General features: G+C 70.0%; 26 protein-coding genes. 18 read left to right on the top strand and 8 right to left on the bottom strand.

Annotated elements, in window-relative coordinates:
- Positions 1 to 16 precede the first annotated feature (16 nt).
- The 4 genes from ABT114_RS25805 to ABT114_RS25790 form a co-directional block, all read right to left on the bottom strand.
- Complete coding sequence (locus ABT114_RS25805) at positions 17 to 220, bottom strand: hypothetical protein (protein WP_351145226.1); 204 nt, start codon at positions 218 to 220, stop codon at positions 17 to 19.
- Between the two features lie 32 nt (positions 221 to 252).
- Positions 253 to 1,473: a S1C family serine protease gene (locus ABT114_RS25800; protein ID WP_351145225.1), complete on the bottom strand. Its 1,221-nt coding sequence runs from the start codon at positions 1,471 to 1,473 to the stop codon at positions 253 to 255.
- Positions 1,474 to 1,647: 174 nt separating this feature from the next.
- The gene (locus tag ABT114_RS25795) at positions 1,648 to 2,670 is read right to left on the bottom strand and encodes a LacI family DNA-binding transcriptional regulator (RefSeq protein WP_351145224.1); all 1,023 of its coding nucleotides are present in this window, start codon (positions 2,668 to 2,670) and stop codon (positions 1,648 to 1,650) included.
- A gap of 95 nt (positions 2,671 to 2,765) precedes the next feature.
- A complete protein-coding gene (locus ABT114_RS25790; protein WP_351145223.1) occupies positions 2,766 to 3,545 on the bottom strand; it encodes a winged helix-turn-helix transcriptional regulator in 780 nt (259 codons plus the stop codon).
- A 234-nt stretch (positions 3,546 to 3,779) separates the two neighbouring features.
- On the opposite strand from ABT114_RS25790, the gene ABT114_RS25785 reads away from it, so the two are divergent.
- The 9 genes from ABT114_RS25785 (at position 3,780) to ABT114_RS25745 (ending at position 9,446) form a co-directional block, all read left to right on the top strand.
- Positions 3,780 to 4,631, top strand: coding sequence for an alpha/beta hydrolase (locus ABT114_RS25785; protein ID WP_351145222.1), 852 nt, complete (start codon positions 3,780 to 3,782; stop codon positions 4,629 to 4,631).
- 39 nt (positions 4,632 to 4,670) lie between these two features.
- Positions 4,671 to 4,925: a MoaD/ThiS family protein gene (locus ABT114_RS25780; RefSeq protein ID WP_351145221.1), complete on the top strand. Its 255-nt coding sequence runs from the start codon at positions 4,671 to 4,673 to the stop codon at positions 4,923 to 4,925.
- An 8-nt stretch (positions 4,926 to 4,933) separates the two neighbouring features.
- Positions 4,934 to 6,166: a hypothetical protein gene (locus ABT114_RS25775; protein WP_351145220.1), complete on the top strand. Its 1,233-nt coding sequence runs from the start codon at positions 4,934 to 4,936 to the stop codon at positions 6,164 to 6,166.
- A 164-nt stretch (positions 6,167 to 6,330) separates the two neighbouring features.
- Positions 6,331 to 7,065, top strand: coding sequence for an LmeA family phospholipid-binding protein (locus ABT114_RS25770; RefSeq protein WP_351145219.1), 735 nt, complete (start codon positions 6,331 to 6,333; stop codon positions 7,063 to 7,065).
- A gap of 198 nt (positions 7,066 to 7,263) precedes the next feature.
- Positions 7,264 to 7,344 carry an Ms5788A family Cys-rich leader peptide gene (locus tag ABT114_RS25765; RefSeq protein ID WP_350751515.1) on the top strand — a complete coding sequence of 27 codons (81 nt, stop codon included), beginning with the start codon at positions 7,264 to 7,266 and terminating at the stop codon, positions 7,342 to 7,344.
- Between the two features lie 119 nt (positions 7,345 to 7,463).
- A complete protein-coding gene (locus ABT114_RS25760) occupies positions 7,464 to 8,303 on the top strand; it encodes a sulfurtransferase (RefSeq protein WP_351145218.1) in 840 nt (279 codons plus the stop codon).
- A 42-nt stretch (positions 8,304 to 8,345) separates the two neighbouring features.
- Positions 8,346 to 8,633 carry a DUF1416 domain-containing protein gene (locus tag ABT114_RS25755; protein ID WP_003991226.1) on the top strand — a complete coding sequence of 96 codons (288 nt, stop codon included), beginning with the start codon at positions 8,346 to 8,348 and terminating at the stop codon, positions 8,631 to 8,633.
- Positions 8,634 to 8,788: 155 nt separating this feature from the next.
- On the top strand, positions 8,789 to 9,049 hold the full coding sequence (locus ABT114_RS25750; RefSeq protein ID WP_351145217.1) for a DUF3099 domain-containing protein: 261 nt from the start codon (positions 8,789 to 8,791) through the stop codon (positions 9,047 to 9,049).
- A 10-nt stretch (positions 9,050 to 9,059) separates the two neighbouring features.
- On the top strand, positions 9,060 to 9,446 hold the full coding sequence (locus tag ABT114_RS25745) for a VOC family protein (protein ID WP_351145216.1): 387 nt from the start codon (positions 9,060 to 9,062) through the stop codon (positions 9,444 to 9,446).
- A gap of 3 nt (positions 9,447 to 9,449) precedes the next feature.
- On the opposite strand, the gene ABT114_RS25740 is transcribed toward ABT114_RS25745, so the two are convergent.
- Complete coding sequence (locus ABT114_RS25740) at positions 9,450 to 9,812, bottom strand: DsrE family protein (RefSeq protein WP_351145215.1); 363 nt, start codon at positions 9,810 to 9,812, stop codon at positions 9,450 to 9,452.
- A gap of 166 nt (positions 9,813 to 9,978) precedes the next feature.
- Here ABT114_RS25740 and ABT114_RS25735 point away from each other — a divergent pair, with 166 nt between their 5' ends.
- The 6 genes from ABT114_RS25735 to ygfZ all read left to right on the top strand — a co-directional run bounded on the left by ABT114_RS25735 (position 9,979) and on the right by ygfZ (position 14,939).
- Positions 9,979 to 10,710 (top strand): hypothetical protein, encoded by a 732-nt coding sequence (locus tag ABT114_RS25735; protein ID WP_351145214.1) that lies wholly within the window; start codon positions 9,979 to 9,981, stop codon positions 10,708 to 10,710.
- A 125-nt stretch (positions 10,711 to 10,835) separates the two neighbouring features.
- Positions 10,836 to 11,630, top strand: a complete 795-nt coding sequence (locus tag ABT114_RS25730) for a hypothetical protein (RefSeq protein WP_351145294.1) — start codon at positions 10,836 to 10,838, stop codon at positions 11,628 to 11,630.
- Positions 11,627 to 12,577, top strand: a complete 951-nt coding sequence (locus tag ABT114_RS25725) for a hypothetical protein (RefSeq protein WP_351145213.1) — start codon at positions 11,627 to 11,629, stop codon at positions 12,575 to 12,577. Before ABT114_RS25730 ends, ABT114_RS25725 begins: the two co-directional genes overlap by 4 nt.
- A gap of 223 nt (positions 12,578 to 12,800) precedes the next feature.
- Complete coding sequence (locus tag ABT114_RS25720) at positions 12,801 to 13,376, top strand: heme-binding beta-barrel domain-containing protein (protein ID WP_351145212.1); 576 nt, start codon at positions 12,801 to 12,803, stop codon at positions 13,374 to 13,376.
- A 140-nt stretch (positions 13,377 to 13,516) separates the two neighbouring features.
- Positions 13,517 to 13,963, top strand: a complete 447-nt coding sequence (locus ABT114_RS25715) for a Fur family transcriptional regulator (RefSeq protein WP_351145211.1) — start codon at positions 13,517 to 13,519, stop codon at positions 13,961 to 13,963.
- 10 nt (positions 13,964 to 13,973) lie between these two features.
- A complete protein-coding gene (gene ygfZ, locus ABT114_RS25710; RefSeq protein WP_351145210.1) occupies positions 13,974 to 14,939 on the top strand; it encodes a CAF17-like 4Fe-4S cluster assembly/insertion protein YgfZ in 966 nt (321 codons plus the stop codon).
- Here the strand turns inward: ygfZ and dtd are convergent, their stop codons facing one another.
- A complete protein-coding gene (gene dtd, locus ABT114_RS25705) occupies positions 14,940 to 15,365 on the bottom strand; it encodes a D-aminoacyl-tRNA deacylase (protein ID WP_351145209.1) in 426 nt (141 codons plus the stop codon).
- A 179-nt stretch (positions 15,366 to 15,544) separates the two neighbouring features.
- Here dtd and ABT114_RS25700 point away from each other — a divergent pair, with 179 nt between their 5' ends.
- Both ABT114_RS25700 and ABT114_RS25695 read left to right on the top strand, forming a co-directional pair.
- Positions 15,545 to 16,144: an RsiG family protein gene (locus ABT114_RS25700; protein WP_351145208.1), complete on the top strand. Its 600-nt coding sequence runs from the start codon at positions 15,545 to 15,547 to the stop codon at positions 16,142 to 16,144.
- An 82-nt stretch (positions 16,145 to 16,226) separates the two neighbouring features.
- Positions 16,227 to 17,483 carry a GNAT family N-acetyltransferase gene (locus ABT114_RS25695; protein ID WP_351145207.1) on the top strand — a complete coding sequence of 419 codons (1,257 nt, stop codon included), beginning with the start codon at positions 16,227 to 16,229 and terminating at the stop codon, positions 17,481 to 17,483.
- Positions 17,484 to 17,606: 123 nt separating this feature from the next.
- Here the strand turns inward: ABT114_RS25695 and ABT114_RS25690 are convergent, their stop codons facing one another.
- Entirely contained in the window at positions 17,607 to 17,792 is a 186-nt protein-coding gene (locus ABT114_RS25690; protein ID WP_351145206.1) for a hypothetical protein, read from the bottom strand.
- Positions 17,793 to 17,947: 155 nt separating this feature from the next.
- On the opposite strand from ABT114_RS25690, the gene ABT114_RS25685 reads away from it, so the two are divergent.
- Entirely contained in the window at positions 17,948 to 18,862 is a 915-nt protein-coding gene (locus ABT114_RS25685; RefSeq protein WP_351145205.1) for a FadR/GntR family transcriptional regulator, read from the top strand.
- A 36-nt stretch (positions 18,863 to 18,898) separates the two neighbouring features.
- Here the strand turns inward: ABT114_RS25685 and ABT114_RS25680 are convergent, their stop codons facing one another.
- Complete coding sequence (locus tag ABT114_RS25680; protein WP_351145204.1) at positions 18,899 to 19,090, bottom strand: hypothetical protein; 192 nt, start codon at positions 19,088 to 19,090, stop codon at positions 18,899 to 18,901.
- Positions 19,091 to 19,153: the final 63 nt, after the last annotated feature.

Genomic DNA, 19,153 nt, shown 5'->3' with positions numbered 1-19,153 from the left:
GAAGCGGGCGGTCGGATCAGCCGACTACCGCGCTCAGCCGCCTCAGCGGCACCTTGCGACGGTGCGGGCGGGCCGTGTTGGTGCGCAGGCCCATCAGCTCGGGGGGCACCACCTCCGGCGCCCGCGGCGCCGGCGCGTGCAGTTCGTACGCCACTTCGAGGGCCAGGGCGAAGCCGGCCGGGTGGATGGCGGACACCGGGTGGGAAACCTGCTTGATCATGACGTACTCCTCTGCGTGTCAGGGAGGCTGGATCAGCTGTCGGAACCGCCCGCCCGCAGGCTGGCCAGGTCCGACTTGACGGTGTTGATCGGGATGGCGAAGCCGAGGCCGACGCTGCCGGCGCTGGACGAGGACGTGGAGTCCGCGGCCGAGTACATCGCGGAGTTGATGCCGATGATGTTGCCGTTCATGTCGATCAGCGCGCCGCCGGAGTTGCCCGGGTTGAGGGAGGCGTCCGTCTGGAGTGCCTTGTACGTCGTCGTCGACGTACCGGTGTCGCCGTTGAACTGCTGGCCGCCGAACTCGAACGGCCACTGGTCGTTGCCGCCGCTCTGACCCTGGCTCTGGCTCTGGCTCTCGCTCTCGTCGGTCGAGACGGTCACGTCACGGTCCAGAGCGGAGACGATGCCGCTGGTGACGGTGCCGGTCAGGCCCTCGGGGGAGCCGATCGCCACGACGTCGTCGCCGACCTGGACCCCGTCGGAGTTGCCGAAGGTCGCCACCGTCAGGCCGGAGGCGTTCTCCAGCTTGATCAGGGCGAGGTCCTTCTTGCTGTCGGTGCCGACGACCTTGGCCGTGTACTCCTTGCCGTCGCTCGTCGACACCTTGATCGACGAGGCGCCGGAGATCACGTGGTTGTTGGTGATGATCTCGCCGTCGCTGGTGATGATCACACCGGAGCCGGTCGAGGAGCCGTTGCTGAGCGTGGCGTTGATCTCGACGATGCTCGGGCTGACCGCCGCGGCGACCCCGGCGACGGTGCCCTTCTTGGCGGAGGGAACCACGCTGGTGCTGGTGGAGCTGGAGGTGACCGAGTCCTTGCCCGTGAGCTCCTGGATGCCGTACGCCGTGCCGCCGCCCACGGCCGCGGCGATGATCGCCACGGCGGCGAGCAGGGCGACCGTCCCGCGGGTGCGCTTCTTCTTCGGCGCGGGCTCGGCGGGTACGGCGGTGAGGAGAGCGGTGTTGCCGCCGCCGTAGCCGTCACCGGCACCTTCCGCCGTGAAGCCCGCGGGGGCGGCGGAGGCCGAGGAGGCCTGGGCCGGCCAGACCGTGGTGCCGGGCTCGACGGTCACCGGCTCCGCCGGCGGCTGCGCGGGCTGGTACGCCGGCGGGGGCGGCCACTCGGGGTTGACGGGGGAGGAGGCGTGCTGCTGCTGGGGGTACGTCGGCTGCAAGGGGGTGGAGGCCTGCTGCTGGTCGCCCTGGTAGGGGGTCTCGTACTCGCCGCTGCGGCGGAAGCTCTCGGTCATGGAAAGAGCTTCCCGCCCCACGATGAGAGCTTCCTGAGCGCTCCCTGAGAAGGCAGGTAGAAGCTCGTATGCCCGATATAAAGCGGGTTCTCGCAGCTGGGCGAGGCCTCTCAGAAAGCCCTCAGGAAGGCTCGGAAAAGCTCAGGGAAGCCGCGGAGAAGGGCACCCGTAGCCTCACTCACACCCGCACGACGTCCGCACCACCAACCGCGACGGAAACACCTTCAGCCGCTCCTGCCGCGACCCCGCGACCCGCAGCCCGTCGTCCAGCACCAGGTCCACCGCCGCCCGCGCCATCGCCGAACGGTCCGACGCGATCGTCGTCAGCGGCGGATCCGCCAGCGCCGCCTCCTTGATGTCGTCGAAGCCGGCCACGGCCAGCTCCCCCGGAACATCCAGGCGTAGCTCCCGCGCCGCCCGCAGCAGGCCGATCGCCTGGTCGTCGGTGGAGCAGAACACCGCGGGCGGCCGCCGCGGCCCGGAGAGGATCTCCAGGGCGACGCGGTAGGCGTCGTAGCGGTTGTACGGCGCCTCGAAGAGGCGCCCCTCCGTCGATATCCCGGCCTCGTCCATCGCGCGCCGCCAGCCCTCGACGTGGTCGGAGACCGGGTCGCCGACCGCGGGGGTCTGGGCGGTGCCGCCCATACAGGCGACGTACTCGTAGCCGTGCTCCAGGAGATGCCGTACGGCGAGCTGGGCGCCGCCCAGGTCGTCCATGACGACGGCGACGTCGTCGATGGCCTCGGGCCGCTCGTGCAGCAGGACCACGCGGGCGTCCCACGCCTCGATCTCGGCGGCGGCGAGGTCGTTGAGCGCGTGGCTGACCAGGATCAGACCGCTGACGCGCATACCGAGGAAGGCCCGCAGATAGTGGACCTCGCGCTCGCCGATGTAGTCGGAGTTGCCGACGAGCACCATTTTTCCGCGATCGGAAGCGGCCTGTTCGACCGCGTGCGCCATCTCCGCGAAGAACGGCTGGCGTGCGTCCGGCACGATCAGGCCTATGAGGTCGGTACGCCGGGACGCCATCGCCTGGGCCACCCGGTCGGGCCGGTAGCCCAGTTCCTTGATGGCGGCGAGGACACGCTCGCGCGTGGCCGGGGCGACCGGCCGGGGTCCATTGTTGATGACATAACTGACCACGGCGGTGGAAGTCCCCGCCAGTCGCGCCACATCATCCCGAGTCACCTTGGCCACGCGCGGAGTCTACGCGGATGGACCCGCTCTGGGCAGGGCGTATCAGAGCTTGCCTGTGCGCAAGCAACGCCCTGGGTGCCCTGCCCGAGCGCCCACTACGCCTCTGCGCCGACCTCGGTGCTGTCCAGGGCGGCCGTCTCGTCCGCATCCTCCGGCTTTGGCGGGGCCGCCTTGGCCTTCGCCTCGTCCGTGGCGCGGTCCGCCTTCTCGGGAGTAACGAATCGATAACCGACGTTCCGGACGGTTCCGATCAGCGACTCGTGCTCGGGGCCGAGCTTGGCGCGCAGTCGCCGTACGTGGACGTCGACCGTGCGGGTGCCACCGAAGTAGTCGTAGCCCCAGACCTCCTGGAGCAGCTGTGCACGCGTGAACACTCGGCCCGGGTGCTGCGCCAGGTACTTCAGGAGCTCGAACTCCTTGAAGGTGAGGTCGAGGACGCGCCCCTTGAGCTTGGCGGAGTACGTCGCCTCGTCGACCGACAGGTCGCCGTTGCGGATCTCCATCGGGGAGTCGTCGTTGACGATCTGCTGCCGGCCCATGGCCAGCCGCAGCCGCGCCTCGACCTCCGCCGGTCCCGCGGTGTCGAGGAGCACGTCGTCGATGCCCCAGTCGGCGGTGACGGCCGCGAGGCCGCCCTCGGTGACCACGAGAATGAGGGGGCAGCCGGGGCCCGTGGACCGCAGCAGCTGGCACAGGCTGCGGACCTGCGGGAGGTCGCGTCGCCCGTCGATCAGGATGACGTCGGCACCGGGGGTGTCGACGAGAGCGGGGCCTTCCGCCGGAGCCACTCGCACGTTGTGCAGGAGCAGGCCGAGAGCGGGAAGCACCTCCGTCGACGGCTGAAGGGCATTGGTCAGGAGCAGCAGAGAACTCATCGCACCCCACCTGCCTGGGTCGTCGTCATACGTTCGTGCACGGTTCGCTCGCCCATAACGTCTGGTTCCTCCTCGGTCCCTGCGAGGACGTTTGCGGCACTGCTTCCTACTGTGCGGCTCCCGCGCCCCTGGGACCCGCCGCGCCACCGGCCACGTCGTATACAACGCTCCCGAAAGCACAAAAGGACCCGGGGGCTACGTTGCCCGAGTCCTCTGCCAAGCAGAATAGCCCACATGAGTACGGGTCAGGCAGGTCATGCGGCACGTTCCACCGTTCGTCCGAACTCTGAGATGGACAGACGGGTGCCTTTGCGCACGTTTCTGCACACCACCGACGGAGTGACGATCGATTCCGTATACGACCCGGGTGCGGTCGTATACGACGGCTCCCCGCCATCCTCCGTCGACCCGGTGTTCGTGATCGCGCACGGTTTCACCGGCGGCGTGGACCGGCCGCATGTTCGGCGGGTGGCGGAGGCGTTCGCGCGTTACGGGGCCGTCGTCACGTTCTCCTTCCGCGGGCACGGCGCGTCGGGCGGGCGCTCCACGGTGGGCGACCGGGAGGTGCTCGATCTGGCGGCCGCGGTGGAGTGGGCCCGCGGGCTCGGGCACGCGCGCGTGGTCACCGTCGGCTTCTCCATGGGCGGCTCGGTGGTGCTGCGGCACGCGGCGCTGTACGGCCCGCGGCACGAGGCGCGCACGGACGCGGTCGTCTCCGTCAGCTCGCCGGCCCGCTGGTACTACCGGGGTACGGCCCCCATGCGGCGGGTGCACTGGCTGGTGACCCGGCCCGAGGGCCGTCTGGTGAGCCGCTACGGATTCCGTACCCGGATCCACCACCGGGACTGGGACCCGGTGCCGCTGTCCCCGGTGGAGGCGGTCCCGCGCATCGCGCCCAGGCCCCTGCTCGTCGTGCACGGCGACCAGGACGGCTACTTCCCCGTCGACCACCCCCGGATGCTGGCCGAGGCCGCCGGCGACCACGGCGAACTCTGGCTGGAGCCCGGCATGGGCCACGCCGAGCACGCGGCGGACGACGAGCTGCTGCGCCGGATCGGTCGCTGGGCCGCCGCACAGGCGGGCTAGCCTGGCGGTGTTCACTGCCGAACCGACTTGAGGGACGAGATGGCAAAGGTCACGGTGCGCTACTGGGCCGCCGCCAAGGCCGCGGCCGGGGTCGCCGAGGAGCCGTACGACGCGGCCACGCTCGCCGAAGCGCTCGACGCGGTCCGGGAGCGACACCCCGGCGAACTGGCGCGCGTACTGCGGCGATGCTCGTTCCTCATCGACGGTGACCCCGTCGGGACCCGCGGGCATGAGACGGTACGGCTGGCCGAGGGCGGCACGGTCGAGGTGCTCCCGCCGTTCGCAGGAGGGTGACCCCACCGATGACCAACCAGCCGTACGAGCCTTACGGAGGGTCCCCGTCCCCGTACGAGGGCTACGACCCGTACGCACAGCAGCAGCAGCAGCAGCAGCAGCAACAACAGCAACAGCAACAGCAACAACAGCAGCAGCAGGCCTGGCCGGGGCAGCAGCACCAGCCCTACCCCTACGAGGACCCGCAGCACACCCAGCAGTGGCAGGGGCAGACCTGGGAGACGCAGGCGCAGCCTCCGGTCGCCGCGCCGAGCGCGCCGGAGACGGCGTATTTGCCGCCCCAGGGGTATCAGGCGCAGGCACAGGAGCAGGCGCCGCAGGCGTACGGCTATCCGCAGCCGTCGGCAGGAGGGTGGTCCGGAGCCGCCGCTGCCGAGCAGCCCCCCGTCGCCCCCGCCTACACCGCACCCGGCGCCGTCCAGGGCGGTGGCAGCACCGAAGAAGCCCCCTCCTACGGCCCCGCCACCCTCGCCGGCAACGCCCGCATCACCGATGCCCAGCGAGCCCGCCTCGAAGGCCGCTCCCCGGTCATCGAGCCCGGAATGCAGCCCGCCGCGCTCACCGCGCTGCTCGGGCTGCTGCTCTCGGGCACGGCGGCCATCGGCTCGTACGCCCTCCTCGTCCCGCTCGTCGTCCTCCAGGCCGTCACCGCCGCGGGCTGGTTCCGGCTGAACGGGATGTGGCCGGCCCGGCAGGGCATCGCGCTGGCCTTCCTGGGCGCGCTGGTCTCGGACGTCGCGGTGCTGGCGGCCGGACGTGAGCACGCGCCCGCCGCGATCCTCGGCACCCTCGGCGTATGGGTGCTGCTCTGCCTCGTTCTGCAACTGCGCTCGCACGCCGACCCGGACGAGCGGATGTACGGCCTGATGGCGGGCGTCGCCTCGGCCGCGCTGTCGATCGTCGCGACCGGGTACCTCGCCGCCGACGCGGACGCGGTGTCGGTCGGCGCGGCCGCGGTGGCGGTGGCCGTCCTGGCCCGTGCGCTGCCGCTGCCGACCCCGGCCTCCGTGGTCGTGGCGCTGCTGGCCGCGGCGGGCGCCGGCATCGCGGTCGGCGGGATGACGGGCCTCGGCTCGAAGGGGGCGCTGCTCGGCGCCGGCGCCGCGGTCTGCGCGCTCATCGGCCACCGGGTCGCCAGTTACGACTACCCGTCCCGGTTCGTCCACTTCACGGCGGGCGTGGCCCTGCCGCTGTCGGCCGCGGCGCCGGCGATCTACGTACTGGGGCGTGCGCTCGGCTGAACGCTCCGCTGGAAGTGGGGGCTGGTCGCGCATTCCACGCGCCCCTTGCGGGGCGCGTAGTGGCCGTGACATGTCACAGGTGATCGACAATTCCACGGTGGTCCCGCGCGGCGGGGCTACCGTGGCTGTCGTCCTTGATGGCTGTCCGGGTGGGGGAACATCGAATGCGCGCGCTGCGAGTACTTCTGATCGTCGTGGTGATCCTGGGCGTGCTCTTCGTGGTCGTGGACCGGGTCGCCGTGCACTTCGCCGAGGGTGAGGCGGCGGACAAGCTGAAGACCACCGAGGGCCTGGCCAACACCCCGGACGTGTCCATCAACGGCTTCCCCTTCCTCACCCAGGTGGCGGGCGGCGAGCTGGACGACGTCGAGGTCGGCATCAAGGACTACGACGCGGCCACCGGCAACGGCACCGGGACGATCCGTATCGACGACCTCGAGGCGCACATGAAGAGCGTCGACTTCTCCGGCGACTACAGCTCCGCCACCGCGGCCACCGCCACCGGCACCGCGACCATCGCCTACGACGAGCTGCTCAAGGCCGCCAAGTCCGAGCCCACCCAAGTCGGGCCCGGCGTCACCGCCCAGGTCGTGGGCCTGTCCGACGGCGGCAACGGCAAGATCAAGGTGCAGATCGACGCGACCGTCCTCGGCGTCAAGCCGGCCCGCCCGGTCTCCGTGCTCAGCTCGGTCACGGTCAAGGGCGACACCGTGCAGGTGCGCGCCGACTCGCTGCCCGACCTCGGCGTCGACCTCGCCGAGAACGCGGTCCGCTCGATCACCGACTTCCAGCAGGTCATCGAGGAGCTGCCCGGCGGCGTCCAGCTGGACAAGGTGCAGGCGGCGAGCGACGGTGTGAAGATCTCGGTGCGGGGTTCGAACGTGAGGCTGGCCGGGTAGGACGGCGTTCGGCGGACGAAAGCTGTCCGAAAAGCGAGACGCCCCTTTCCGTACGGCGGCTGTGGCGACGGACGCAGGCGCCCGGGAACCCTGCGGTGACGGCCGGGACGATGACTCCATCTCGCATCCCGGACGATCGCGTCTCAAAATACGACACACCGGTGACATGCCAGGCTGTCCGTCCCTACGATCGAGCCCATGAAGCGTCAGGCGGACCTCACGAAGCGGCGGGCAGTAGACCTGTGCCGCGTCGCCGCCATGCTCTGTCGCCCCTTCTGAGCGGAAGCGCCGACTTCCGCATCCCCCCACCCTGCCCTGGGTATCCGTGCGCCCTCTCTCTGTGAGCGCACCCCTCTCACTCGCACGCACCGCCGCAATTGCCCCGGAGGAGAAAGAGCATGAGCCGCAGCGACGTCCTGGTCGACGCCGACTGGGTCCAGGACCACCTGGACGACCCGAGCGTGGCCATCGTCGAGGTCGACGAGGACACGTCCGCGTACGAGAAGAACCACATCAAGAACGCGATCCGGATCGACTGGACCAAGGACCTCCAGGACCCGGTCCGCCGTGACTTCATCGACCAGGAGGGTTTCGAGAAGCTCCTGTCGTCGAAGGGCATCGCCAACGACACGCTGGTGATCCTCTACGGCGGCAACAACAACTGGTTCGCGTCCTACGCCTACTGGTACTTCAAGCTGTACGGCCACGAGAACGTCAAGCTTCTCGACGGCGGCCGCAAGAAGTGGGAGCTGGACGCCCGCGAGCTGGTCGAGGAGGTGCCCGAGCGCGCCGAGACCTCCTACCAGGCCAAGCCGCAGGACACGTCCATCCGCGCCTTCCGCGACGACGTCGTGGCGGCCATCGGCGCGCAGAACCTGGTCGACGTCCGTTCGCCCGACGAGTTCTCCGGCAAGCTGCTCGCCCCCGCGCACCTGCCGCAGGAGCAGTCGCAGCGTCCGGGCCACGTTCCGACCGCCCGCAACATCCCGTGGTCGAAGAACGCCAACGACGACGGCACCTTCAAGTCGGACGACGCTCTCAAGGAGCTGTACGCCGACGAGCAGGTCGACCTGGCCAAGGACACCATCGCCTACTGCCGCATCGGCGAGCGTTCGGCCCTGACCTGGTTCGTCCTGCACGAGCTGCTCGGCGTCCAGAACGTCAAGAACTACGACGGCTCCTGGACCGAGTACGGCTCCCTCGTGGGCGTGCCGATCGAGCTCGGCGCCAACAAGTAAGCAATCCGACCGACCTTTCATCACCCCCTTCAGGAGTACGACATGTGTGGAGCGAAGGCCGGCGGCCCGGACGCCTCGACGATCAAGCCCGGTGAGACCACGATCCAGGGCCAGGTGACGAAGGACGGCGAGCCCGTGGTCGGCTACGTCCGCCTGCTGGACTCGACCGGCGAGTTCACCGCCGAGGTCCCGACCTCGGCCACGGGTCAGTTCCGCTTCTACGCGGCCGAGGGCACCTGGACCGTCCGCGCCCTCGTCCCCGGCGCCACCGCCGACCGCACGGTCGTCGCCCAGCAGGGGGGCCTCGCGGAGGTCGCGATCGCGGTCTGAACGACACCGTGAACCACTGAAGGGCCGCACCCCGCGGGTTGGACGCCTGGGGTGCGGCCCTTCGGCGTTTCCGGTCCCACGCTGGAGGTATGTCCGCACGGCGACGGCACGTCGCCCCCTCGGCCTCGGCGGTGTTGCGGGCCTACGCTGGAGGTATGTACGCACGGCGACGGCACGTCTACTTCGCCATGATGGGGACCTGCATCGGTCTCTTCGTCCTGGCGTGGGCGGTCGTACGCCTCTGGTCGATCCCCGTGGCTGTCGGCATGTGTGTGGTGGCCATGGTCATCCCCCCGCTCGCCGCGATGGTGGCCAACCGGCGGGGCCCCGAGGACCGGTGGTGGGACGATCCCTCCGGTGATCCCAAGTCCGACGAGTGGTGGGACGAGCTGGACGGGAAGAAGCGGCCCCGGTAGGAAGACAGGCATGTCGCCTACGAGGCTGTCCACCGTGGTGCTCGACGCGCGTGACGCGCACGAGCTGGCCGGGTTCTATCAGCGTCTGCTCGGCTACGAGGTGCGCGCCGACGAACCCGACTGGGTGCTCATCGGCCCGCCGCCGGGCAGCGCGGGCACGGCCCTGTCCTTCCAGACCGAGCCCGAGTACGTCCCACCGGTGTGGCCCACCCGGAATCCCGGAGAGCAGCAGATGATGCTGCACCTGGACATCGAGGTCGACGACCTGGAGACGGAGACGGCGCGAGCCGTGGCCGAGGGGGCCCGGCTCGCCGCACACCAGCCGCAGGACGACGTACGCGTCCTGTTCGATCCCTCGGGACACCCCTTCTGCCTGTGGGTCGAGCAGTCCGAGTAGGTCTCAGTAGACGAGCGCCTGCGTCTCGTCCCCCAGCGCCTCCTGAACGAACACCTGTGCGCCCGCGATCCGCACGCCCTCGATGACGTCCTTCTCCGTGATGTCCCGGCGGGCCGCGCACTGCGTGCACAGGGTCAGGCGGCCGCCCGCCAGAACCGAGTCGATCAGATCGGGCAGCGGAGCCGCGTGCGGCAGCTCGAACTCGGCGGCCCGGCCGGGCAACGCGAACCATGAGGACTCACCGGTCAGCCACAGGGAGACCTCGACCCCGCTGGCCACGGCCACTGCCGCGACCGTGAACGCCTGCGAGCAGCGCTCGGGCGCATCGGCCCCCGCCGTCACCTTGATCACGAGCTTCTTTGCCATGTCTGAATCGTAATCAACTCCCTTACAACTAGGTGTGTTGGCCATGAGTCTCCTGTGAAGCGCATATACGGAATCGACGCTTCACGTTCTGTGGGGGGACGTCTTGGAAGGACCCGAAGTAGTACCCGAAGCACCTGATGCACCTGGTGGATCTGATGTGCCGGACATGCCCAGTACTCCCGTTGTGCCCCGGCCGCGCCGCCACGGGCGTACGGCGCTGCTGATTGTCGGCGCCGCCGCGCTCGGCCTGGTCGCCGGCACCTGCGGCGGTTACCTCGTCCAGGCCGACCGCGAGCCGACGAAGCTGCCGCCGCTCTCCCAGCCCACGCTGCCGCAGGCCAAGGGCGAGGGCCCCGAGCCGCTGTCGGCCGCGCAGGACCGCCAAGTGAAGACCGACGGCGACCTGCGGAAGCTGCTGCTGAAGAAGCCGCACGGCGCGAAAGAGGCCGACTGGGTGGCCGACGACGGCTGGATGGACCTGGCCGGTTACGCCGACAGCTTCACCGAGCCGGGCGAGGCCTACCCCGACCTGGTCGGCGAGGAGTTCCGCCGGGCGGCCGTCACCGGCTGGGACGTCGGCAGCGCGTACAGCGTGGAGATCCGGCTGGTCCAGTTCCGGCAGGAAGAAGACATGGCGGCCGAGGGCTCCAGCGACGACGGCCAGTACTGGGCGGAGAAGGAGGACGCCACCGACAGCTGGAGCGTCCCCGGCACCGGGGACGGCATGGCGTACGTCCACACCCGGCCCGACACCGAGCCCGGCTACCTGCCGGTGTACAACGCGGAGGCGCACGCCTGGCGTGGCGACATCGCGATGGAGATCTGGGTCTGGGGCGACAAGCCGATCGCCAAGAAGACGATCACGGACCTGGCCAAGCGGCAGATGGAGCAGCTGTGAGCGAGAAGCAGAGCGAGCCGGCCGAGCCGGCCGCGGTGCCCGAACCGGTTGCGGTGCCCGAGCCGGCCGCGGTGTCCGAACCGGTTGCGGTGCCCGAGCCGGCCGCGGTGCCCGAGCCGGTCACGGTGCCCGAGACTGCCGTGCCTGACGCTGCCGTGCCCGAGCCCGTCAGGAAGCCCGTCCGCCGGGGGCGCCTCGCGGCCGTCGCCGGGTCTGTGCTGCTGGCCGGGGCCGTCGTCGCCGGGGTGGGATACACCGTCGTGACCGTGGACGGAGCCGACCGTGACGCGGGTGCTCCCGTCTGGAAGTTTCCGAAGGTCACGGCGGAGGAGAAGAAAGCGGCGACCCAGCAGGGGCTCGCCGGGATGCTCGTGCCGTACGGGAACGACGGCTGGAGCAGGGGGCCGGACCTCGCGGAGTTCGGCGCCGACGTGCAGCTGAGCGGCGCCCAGGCCACGGCCCTGCGGAAGCAGTCGCTGAGCGACCTGCCCCGTTCCCAGCGCAAGCGGCTGGAGCAGCAGATCGACAAGCAGCGCATCAAGGGCATGGCGATGCGCAGTTACTACAGCCGCAAGGCCAGCACCTACGACAACGACGACATCTACGCGGTGAGCATCGTGCTGGCCCAGATGGACAGCAAGGCCGCGGTCCGGGAGATGTCGACGTTCCAGAACGAGTTCCTCGACGCCCTGGACGTCTTCCGCAAGGGCCCGGAGATCAAGGGCCACAAGAACGCCAAGTGCTTCCTGCCGCCCAAGGACGCCGACGAGGACCTCGACACGATGTTCTGCTCCGCGTACGTGGGAAACGTCCTGGTCACGGCCACCGCGGATGGCGTGAAGCCACTCGACACCAAGGGCGTCGCGACGCTCCTGCGCACACAACTCGACCGCATTGCCGAGCCGGGGGAGGCGGTATGACCGAGCAGCACCAGGTCACGGAGCCGGAGGCTGCGGCGACCACCGAAACAAACCCGGAGGTCGAGCCGATCGCCGCTCCGGTCTCCGTGGTCGAGCCGATCGCCGCTGCGGTCTCCGTGGTCGAGCCGATCGTCACCCCGGCCCCTGAGGCCGTGGCGACCGCCCCCTTGGCCGCCCAGCCCACCAAGGACCGCCGTGTACTGCGTGCCGTCCTCCGCTGGACCGCCGCCGTCGCTGTCTTCGGGGCGGTCGGGACGGCGACGGCGTACGGGATCACGGGGATGGAGCGGACGGACGTACCGGGGCTGGCGACGGAGTCGGACGGGCGCTGGGAGTTCCCCGCGCTCGTCAAGCCGCCGCTGCCGTCGGGCAGCCCCGCGCCCTTCGCCGAGGCGAACACGGCGGGCGCCCACTATGCCGATCTGCGCGCCCTGCTCCTGCCCGCCCCCGAGGGAGCGACGCAGGACAAGGCACTGAGCGGTTCGGACGGTTGGCTGAAGACCGAGGACTACTTGGCGGAGTACGCACAGAAAGAGGACCGCGACGAGCTCCGGCAGAAGCTCGTCGACTCCGGTCTCCGGCACATCGCGGCCCGCGGCTGGACCACCCCGGACGGCACCCGGACCCGGATCTACCTGCTCCAGTTCGGCACGGCGGCCGTCGTGGAGAAGACGCTCGCGAGCGACGCCATCGCGTACACCAGCCCGACCTACCAGGTGCGCGGTGCCGTCGACGCCACCTACGACGAGGACTTCCCGGAGGTGGCCGTCTCGGGGATCGCCCGCACCGCCTACGTCGAGGCGAAGCCCTACGGGCCCGAGCAGGTCCGCCAGGCCTACCTCTCCGCCGGTGACGTCTACGCGGTGATCCTGCAGACCAGGAAGGGCGCCGCGAAGGCCGTTCCCTTCCAGCAGACGGTGATGCTGCAGAGCCAGCTCCTCGGCTGACCCCGCAGGGCGTACCTCACGGAGAAGGCCGGGCCCCAGCCGCGTAAGCTGGGGCCCGGCCTTGTCTACGTGCGAAACACGCTCATCCCAAGGAGCACCCCGTGGAGATCTTCTTCGAAACCCTGCTGGTCCTGGTCTGCGTCGGCGTCCTCGCCTTCGCCGGGCTGACCGTGAAGAAGCTGTACCAGGGTCAGCGCTGAACAACCTCTAGGGACTGCTGCTCATGATCGAGATCCCGTCGGACCTTCACAAGGACCTCGTCCCCCTCGCCTTCCTGCTCGGCAACTGGGCCGGCGCCGGCGTGCACGACTTCCCCGGTTCCGAGAAGTGCAACTTCGGCCAGGAGGTCACCTTCACGCACGACGGCCGGGACTTCCTGGAGTACCACTCCCACACCTGGGTCCTGGACAAGGACGGGAACAAGGTCAGGCCCCTGGAGTCGGAGTCCGGCTTCTGGCGGATCGACGCCGACCGCAAGGTCGAGGCCACGATGACCCGCGACGACGGTGTCATCGAGATCTGGTACGGCGAGCTCGCCGACAAGAAGCCGCAGATCGACCTCGTCACGGACGCGGTGGCCCGGACGGCCGCCTCCCGCCCCTACACCGGCGGCAAGCGCCTGTACGGCTACGTCAAGAGCGACCTCATGTGGGTCGGCGAGAAGCAGACCCCCGAGGTCGAGCTGCGCCCCTACATGTCGGCGCACCTGAAGAAGGTCGTCACCCCGGAGGACGTGGAGCGCTGGGCCAAGGCCCTGCCCGACGACATGCCGGACGACGGGATCGCTTTCTTCAAGTGAGACCCGTCTTGGGTCACCTGTTCGCTCCCCTTGTGGTGTGAGGCGGCATGACGCGGCCGGGACGTCGAAGCCATCGACGGCCTGAGCTGCGAACCCGGGACGAATGCCTGGGTGGCTGACGTCGTCCTAGACTTTCCGGTGTGGTGAGCACCGGAAGTACAGACTGGAAGACCGATCTGCGGCAGCGCGGCTACCGGCTGACGCCGCAGCGGCAACTCGTGCTCGAAGCCGTGGACACCCTTGAGCACGCGACCCCCGACGACATCCTCGTGGAAGTGAGGAAGACGGCGTCGGGGGTCAACATTTCCACGGTCTACCGGACCCTGGAGCTCCTGGAGGAGCTCGGGCTGGTCAGCCATGCCCACCTCGGGCACGGCGCGCCGACGTACCACCTCGCCGACCGGCACCACCACATCCACCTCGTCTGCCGCGACTGCTCGAACGTCATCGAGGCGGACGTCGAGGTGGTCGCCGACTTCACCGCCAAGCTGCGCGAGACCTTGGGCTTCGACACCGACATGAAGCACTTCGCGATCTTCGGCCGGTGCAAGGACTGCTCCCTCAAGAGTTCAATTACCAAGTCGTAGGCTTACCTACATGAAGAGCCCACTGCTGTCCCTGCCCGGCGCCGTCCCCGCCGAGGGCGTGGACGAAGGCGTCGCCGCCCACTACGGCGACCTGTTCCGCGAGCAGCGTGCCCTCGCCGACGGCACCGGATTCGTCGACCTCTCGCACCGCGGGGTCATCGCCGTCACCGGCGACGACCGGCTGAGCTGGCTGCACCTGCTGCTCACCCAGCACGTCAGCGAGCTGCCCGTGGGTGAGGCCACCGAGGCGCTGATCCTGTCCGCGCACGGTCACATCGAGCACGCCCTGTACCTGGTGGACGACGGCACGACCACCTGGGCCCACGTGGAGCCCGGCACCCGGGACGCGCTGATCGCGTACCTGGAGTCGATGAAGTTCTTCTACCGGGTGGAAGTCGCCGACCGGACGGACGAGTTCGCCGTCGTGTACCTGCCCGCCGGGTCCATCGCCGAGGTACCGGCGGGTGTCGTCGTACGCGAGACGGCGTACGGCCGTGATCTCCTCCTCCCCCGTACGGACCTGGAGGCGTACGCGGCGAAGGCCGGCCCGCCGGTCGGACTCCTCGCGCACGAGGCGCTGCGCGTCGAGCACCACCAGCCGCGCCTGGGCTTCGAGACCGACCACCGCACCATCCCGCACGAGCTGGGCTGGATCGGCAGCGCGGTCCATCTCCAGAAGGGCTGCTACCGGGGTCAGGAGACGGTCGCCCGCGTCCAGAACCTGGGCAAGCCCCCGCGCCGCCTGGTCTTCCTGCACCTCGACGGCAGCGAGGTCCACCTGCCGGCTCACGGCACGGAGATCCGGGTCGCGGACGAGGGCCCCGACGGCCGCAAGATCGGATTCGTCACGACATCCGTACGCCACCACGAGCTCGGCCCGATCGCGCTCGCGCTGGTGAAGCGGAACGTGCCGCTTGACGCGCGGCTGCTGGCGGGGGAGACGGCGGCGGCGCAGGAAGTCGTCGTGGAGCCCTGATCAGATTTCGACGAGCACGGTGAACGGGCCGTCGTTCGTCAGCGACACCCGCATCTGCGCGCCGAACCGGCCCGTCTCCACCGTCGCGCCCAGGGCGCGCAGCTGGGCGACCACCTCGTCGACCAGGGGCTCGGCGACATCGCCGGGGGCGGCCGCGTTCCAGGTGGGGCGGCGGCCCTTGCGGGCGTCTCCGTAGAGGGTGAACTGGCTGATCACGAGGAGCGGGGCGTCGACGTCGCTGCACGACTTCTCGTCCTGCAGCATGCGGATCGACCACAGCTTGCGGGCGAGCTGGGCCGCCTTCTCCTTGGTGTCCTCGTGGGTCACCCCGACGAGGACGCACAACCCCTCGCCGATGACCTCCCCGACCGTCTCGCCGTCCACGACGACGCTCGCGCCGTCCACTCTCTGCACCACTGCACGCATACGACCATCATGCCGGTCGGCGAAGAACCGCCCGAAGAACGGTCCGGGAATGGTCCGGACCAGGTCTTTTTTGATCCCTATCCTCCCATCTGGGGCCGATCGGGGGTACTCGTTCACATAGCGGCCACTTGGGGTGGCACGATGGCGCCACACGCCGGTCGAGGGGACGGTAGAGGCACATGAGCACACCGAGTACCGGGCGTACCGGGCAGCCGCCTGCGGCTGCCCCCCGACCGCCCGCGCAGCGCACCGACAGCCCGTGGCTGGCCGCCGAGCCTCCCGAGTACGACCTGGCCGTACTGAGCCTGATCGAGCTGCGCACCCTGCGCCGGGACGCCCAGCGCGACGAGGCCGACCTCAGCTATGTACGGCGGCTGTTGCAGGGCCGGATCGACATCCTGCGTGCGGAGCTGGCCCGGCGCGGTCCGGCATCCATCGTGGACGACCCGGGCGAGGCGTCCGTCTTCGACCGGCTCCCGGAGATCCTCACCGACGCCCCGGCCACACACCGCTCCTCGGCCCGCCACGTGACACTGGGCACCCCGCACAGCGAGGAGTACCGGCTGCTTGCCGCGGAGATGCTCGCCGAGGTCGAACTGTCGGACCTGGACGCCCGCACCGACCCGGAGCTGAGCGAGGCGATGGGGCGGCTCGTGCGATACGAGCAGCAGGTGTCCCGCCGGCGGCAGCGGCTGCAGCGGACGGCGGACGACTGCAGCGCGGAGATCGCCCGCCGGTACCGCGAGGGGGAAGCGCAGGTGGACGACTTGCTCGGCTGACGGACGGGGCGGGACGGGTGCGGGCCGCGGGGGCGAGGAAAATCCGCGCGACACCCCCGCGTCGCACACCTACCGTGACTCCATGACCCGCCGCCCCGACATCGACGTCCGCCCGATCACCGAGCCCGAGTTCCGCGAGTGGCAGCGCGCCCTGGAGACCGGCTTCCTCCGTGCGCCGAACCTCCCGGAGGAGCAGATCGAGGCCCGCCGCAACCAGTTCGTACCGGGAAGACTCCTCGGCGCCTTCGACGGAGCGCGCTGTGTCGCCACCTTCCGCTCCTTCGCCCAGGAGCTCACGGCGGTCGGCGGCACCCCGGTCCCCGCCGACGCCATCTCCAACGTGACCGTCACCGCCACCCACCGCCGCCGCGGCCTCCTCACCCGCATGATGAGCCAGGACCTGGCCGCGGCGAAGGAGCGCGGAGACGTCGTCGCCACGCTCATCGCGGCCGAGTACCCGATCTACGGCCGCTACGGCTTCGGCCCCGCCACCTGGATGGCCGAGTGGACGGTCGACGTCACCCGCACCGGCCTCGACCCCCGCGGTCCGGTCCCGGACGACGGCGGCCGTATCGACCTGGTGGACGGCGAGGACGTCCGCAAGCTCGGACCGGAGCTGCACGAGCGCGTGCGCCGGGCCCAGCCGGGCGCCGTCAGCCGCGACGAGCTGTGGTGGCGGCTGAACACGGGCGTCGTACGCTTCCGTTCGTCGTGGACCGAGCCCTTCTACGCGGTGTACCGCTCGGCGGCCGGCGAGGTCGAGGGCCTGCTGTCGTACGAGTGCGACGACACGTGGGACGACGCCAAGCAGCCGCGCAACACGGCGAGCGTGAAGTGGCTCATCGCGGCGACCCCGGCCGCCGAGCGCGCCCTGTGGCGGTACCTGTGCTCGATCGACTGGATCACGCAGGTGAAGACGGGCTGGCGGGCCCCGGACGACCTGGTCCCCTTCTGCTTCCCCGACCTCAGGGCGGCCCGGATCACCACGCAGGCCGACTGGTTGTGGGTGCGGATCCTGGACGTCGTACGGGCCCTGGAAGCACGTACGTACGGCGGACCGGGTGAGCTGGTGCTGGAGGTCGTCGACGGGGCCGGGCTCACCGGCGGCCGCTACCGGCTGGAAGCCGCGGCGGACGGGACCGGGGTCTGTACGGCGACCACGGCGAACGCCGACCTCACCCTGGACGTGGGCGAGTTGGCGACCCTGTGGCTCGGCGACGAGTCGGCGGTGCGGCTGGCGGCGCTGGGCCGGGTGCGGGAAGAACGAGCGGGCGCCGCCCGGGTGGCCGACGCCCTGCTGCGTACGTCCAGGCGTCCTTGGTGCCCGGACATGTTCTGAGTGCTCCTTCCTGCCGGCGGCATTGCGGTGCCACGCATCCGTAGCTGTGGCTGTTCAGTTGTGGTTGTTGTGCGGTGGTGCAGACCGACCAGGCTCCCGGCTCCCCTCCGGGAGGGAGCCCGGTCAGCCGGACTGGGCGAGCAGCATCACGAGGATCACCGCTCCGATGCCGCTGATCAGGGTGTTCTTGGCTTTGAGCCCGACGGTCAGCGCCGCGAACGCGATGAGGCCCATCGGCCCGTACTTCCACTGGACGATCTGCTCGAAGCCGATGGCGAGGGCGGCGACGGCGATGGCGATGAGCGGCATGACGGTCCCTCCTTGTCCCCCTGGTGGCCAACCCCCTGAAAGCTTGACCATGTTGCTCAAGTTGGCGACCAACTTCACTGTACTTATCTCCGCTTGGAAGCGACTCATAACCACCTTCCCCTGAACTGCCGGAAGATGGCGGGAAGTTGTAGTGTTTGGTTGTGGACCCGGAACCCGCCTCCGTCAATGGACGGAAAAGGCCACAGCAGCCACAGAGGACACACCACGAGGTGGCCGACGAGCTGCGCACCCGGATCAGGTCCGGGGTGCTGCGGCCGGGCCAGCGCATGCCCACCCAGGCCAAACTGGCCGATGAGTTCGGCGTCGAGCGCGGAGCCGTGCGGGAGGCGCTGCGCGTCCTGCAGGCGGAGCAGCTCCTCACCAACGTCTCCAAAGGGAGCCCCGCGACGGTCGCCCCCGACCTGGGCCTGGGCAGGCTCCTGGCCGGCCCGGAAGCTCCGCCGCAGCCCACCATGGTGGCCCTCGCCCCGCGCATCACGGGCGCCTTCGCGGCCCCGCACGTCGAGATCGACGCCCTGTGCCTGACCTCGGTATCCCTCACCCTCGCCATGGGTGAGCCGCTGCGCCAGATCCACGCGGGGCGAATAAAACCGGCCAAGGTCGACGTACGGATCCTGCTGCCGAGCCGGGACATCGACCTGGCGTTCCCAGCACCGGTCGACCGGTCGGACCCCGACCGGCTGCGGCGCCGCTGGCTGGCCCATCGCAACGCCCAGGGGCAGGTGCTCCGGCACAACCTGTTGTCCCTGCGCTCCACGCACGGCATCGACGTGCAGGTGACCTTCCGCGCGCTGCCCTTCACGCCACCCGTCAAGCTCTACCTCCTCAACGGGGCGGAGGCCCTCTTCGCGTACTACACGCTGGTGCGCCGCGAGGAGGAGATCGACCATGAGCCGCTGGAGATGTACGACGCGGAGGGCACCCAGTCGATGCTGTTCGCCTTCGAGCAGGGCGCCGGCCTGCGGGACACGACGTTCGTGGAACAGTCGAACCTGTGGTTCAACGCACTGTGGGAGACGATCAGCTCGGAGCTGGTGCTCACGAGCTGATGTCTCCCACACTGCGTTGACCTGGACAGTTGTGCGTCATAGAGCGGGCCTGGTGACCAGGGCGGCGAGTACGACGGCCCCGATGGAGCTGACCGCCGGGCTCTTCGCCTTGATGCCGATGGTGAGCAGCAGCAGGCCGATGACGCCGGCGGCGCCGTACTTCCACTGGACGGTCTGTTCGAGGCCGGCGACGAGGACGATGGAGAGGAGGGTGAGGGCGGCAGGCACGGTGTTTCCCCCTTCGGGCTGCCGGACGGAACGGGTGTGGGGGGCCAGAGGATGGTTGATGGG

This window comes from Streptomyces sp. NPDC002088 (assembly GCF_040296605.1).
Lineage (GTDB): Bacteria > Actinomycetota > Actinomycetes > Streptomycetales > Streptomycetaceae > Streptomyces.
This window is presented reverse-complemented; position numbering and strand designations above follow the sequence as displayed.

Bases quoted from the DNA above. Each gene is read 5' to 3' on its own strand.
- ABT114_RS25805 (WP_351145226.1), bottom strand. From the start codon at position 220: ATGATCAAGCAGGTTTCCCACCCGGTGTCCGCCATCCACCCGGCCGGC.
- ABT114_RS25800 (WP_351145225.1), bottom strand. From the start codon at position 1,473: ATGACCGAGAGCTTCCGCCGCAGCGGCGAGTACGAGACCCCCTACCAG.
- ABT114_RS25790 (WP_351145223.1), bottom strand. From the start codon at position 3,545: ATGAGTTCTCTGCTGCTCCTGACCAATGCCCTTCAGCCGTCGACGGAG.
- ABT114_RS25785 (WP_351145222.1), top strand. From the start codon at position 3,780: ATGAGTACGGGTCAGGCAGGTCATGCGGCACGTTCCACCGTTCGTCCG.
- ABT114_RS25780 (WP_351145221.1), top strand. From the start codon at position 4,671: ATGGCAAAGGTCACGGTGCGCTACTGGGCCGCCGCCAAGGCCGCGGCC.
- ABT114_RS25775 (WP_351145220.1), top strand. From the start codon at position 4,934: ATGACCAACCAGCCGTACGAGCCTTACGGAGGGTCCCCGTCCCCGTAC.
- ABT114_RS25770 (WP_351145219.1), top strand. From the start codon at position 6,331: ATGCGCGCGCTGCGAGTACTTCTGATCGTCGTGGTGATCCTGGGCGTG.
- ABT114_RS25765 (WP_350751515.1), top strand. From the start codon at position 7,264: ATGAAGCGTCAGGCGGACCTCACGAAGCGGCGGGCAGTAGACCTGTGC.
- ABT114_RS25760 (WP_351145218.1), top strand. From the start codon at position 7,464: ATGAGCCGCAGCGACGTCCTGGTCGACGCCGACTGGGTCCAGGACCAC.
- ABT114_RS25755 (WP_003991226.1), top strand. From the start codon at position 8,346: ATGTGTGGAGCGAAGGCCGGCGGCCCGGACGCCTCGACGATCAAGCCC.
- ABT114_RS25750 (WP_351145217.1), top strand. From the start codon at position 8,789: ATGTACGCACGGCGACGGCACGTCTACTTCGCCATGATGGGGACCTGC.
- ABT114_RS25745 (WP_351145216.1), top strand. From the start codon at position 9,060: ATGTCGCCTACGAGGCTGTCCACCGTGGTGCTCGACGCGCGTGACGCG.
- ABT114_RS25740 (WP_351145215.1), bottom strand. From the start codon at position 9,812: ATGGCAAAGAAGCTCGTGATCAAGGTGACGGCGGGGGCCGATGCGCCC.
- ABT114_RS25735 (WP_351145214.1), top strand. From the start codon at position 9,979: ATGCCCAGTACTCCCGTTGTGCCCCGGCCGCGCCGCCACGGGCGTACG.
- ABT114_RS25725 (WP_351145213.1), top strand. From the start codon at position 11,627: ATGACCGAGCAGCACCAGGTCACGGAGCCGGAGGCTGCGGCGACCACC.
- ABT114_RS25720 (WP_351145212.1), top strand. From the start codon at position 12,801: ATGATCGAGATCCCGTCGGACCTTCACAAGGACCTCGTCCCCCTCGCC.
- ygfZ (WP_351145210.1), top strand. From the start codon at position 13,974: ATGAAGAGCCCACTGCTGTCCCTGCCCGGCGCCGTCCCCGCCGAGGGC.
- dtd (WP_351145209.1), bottom strand. From the start codon at position 15,365: ATGCGTGCAGTGGTGCAGAGAGTGGACGGCGCGAGCGTCGTCGTGGAC.
- ABT114_RS25700 (WP_351145208.1), top strand. From the start codon at position 15,545: ATGAGCACACCGAGTACCGGGCGTACCGGGCAGCCGCCTGCGGCTGCC.
- ABT114_RS25695 (WP_351145207.1), top strand. From the start codon at position 16,227: ATGACCCGCCGCCCCGACATCGACGTCCGCCCGATCACCGAGCCCGAG.
- ABT114_RS25690 (WP_351145206.1), bottom strand. From the start codon at position 17,792: ATGCCGCTCATCGCCATCGCCGTCGCCGCCCTCGCCATCGGCTTCGAG.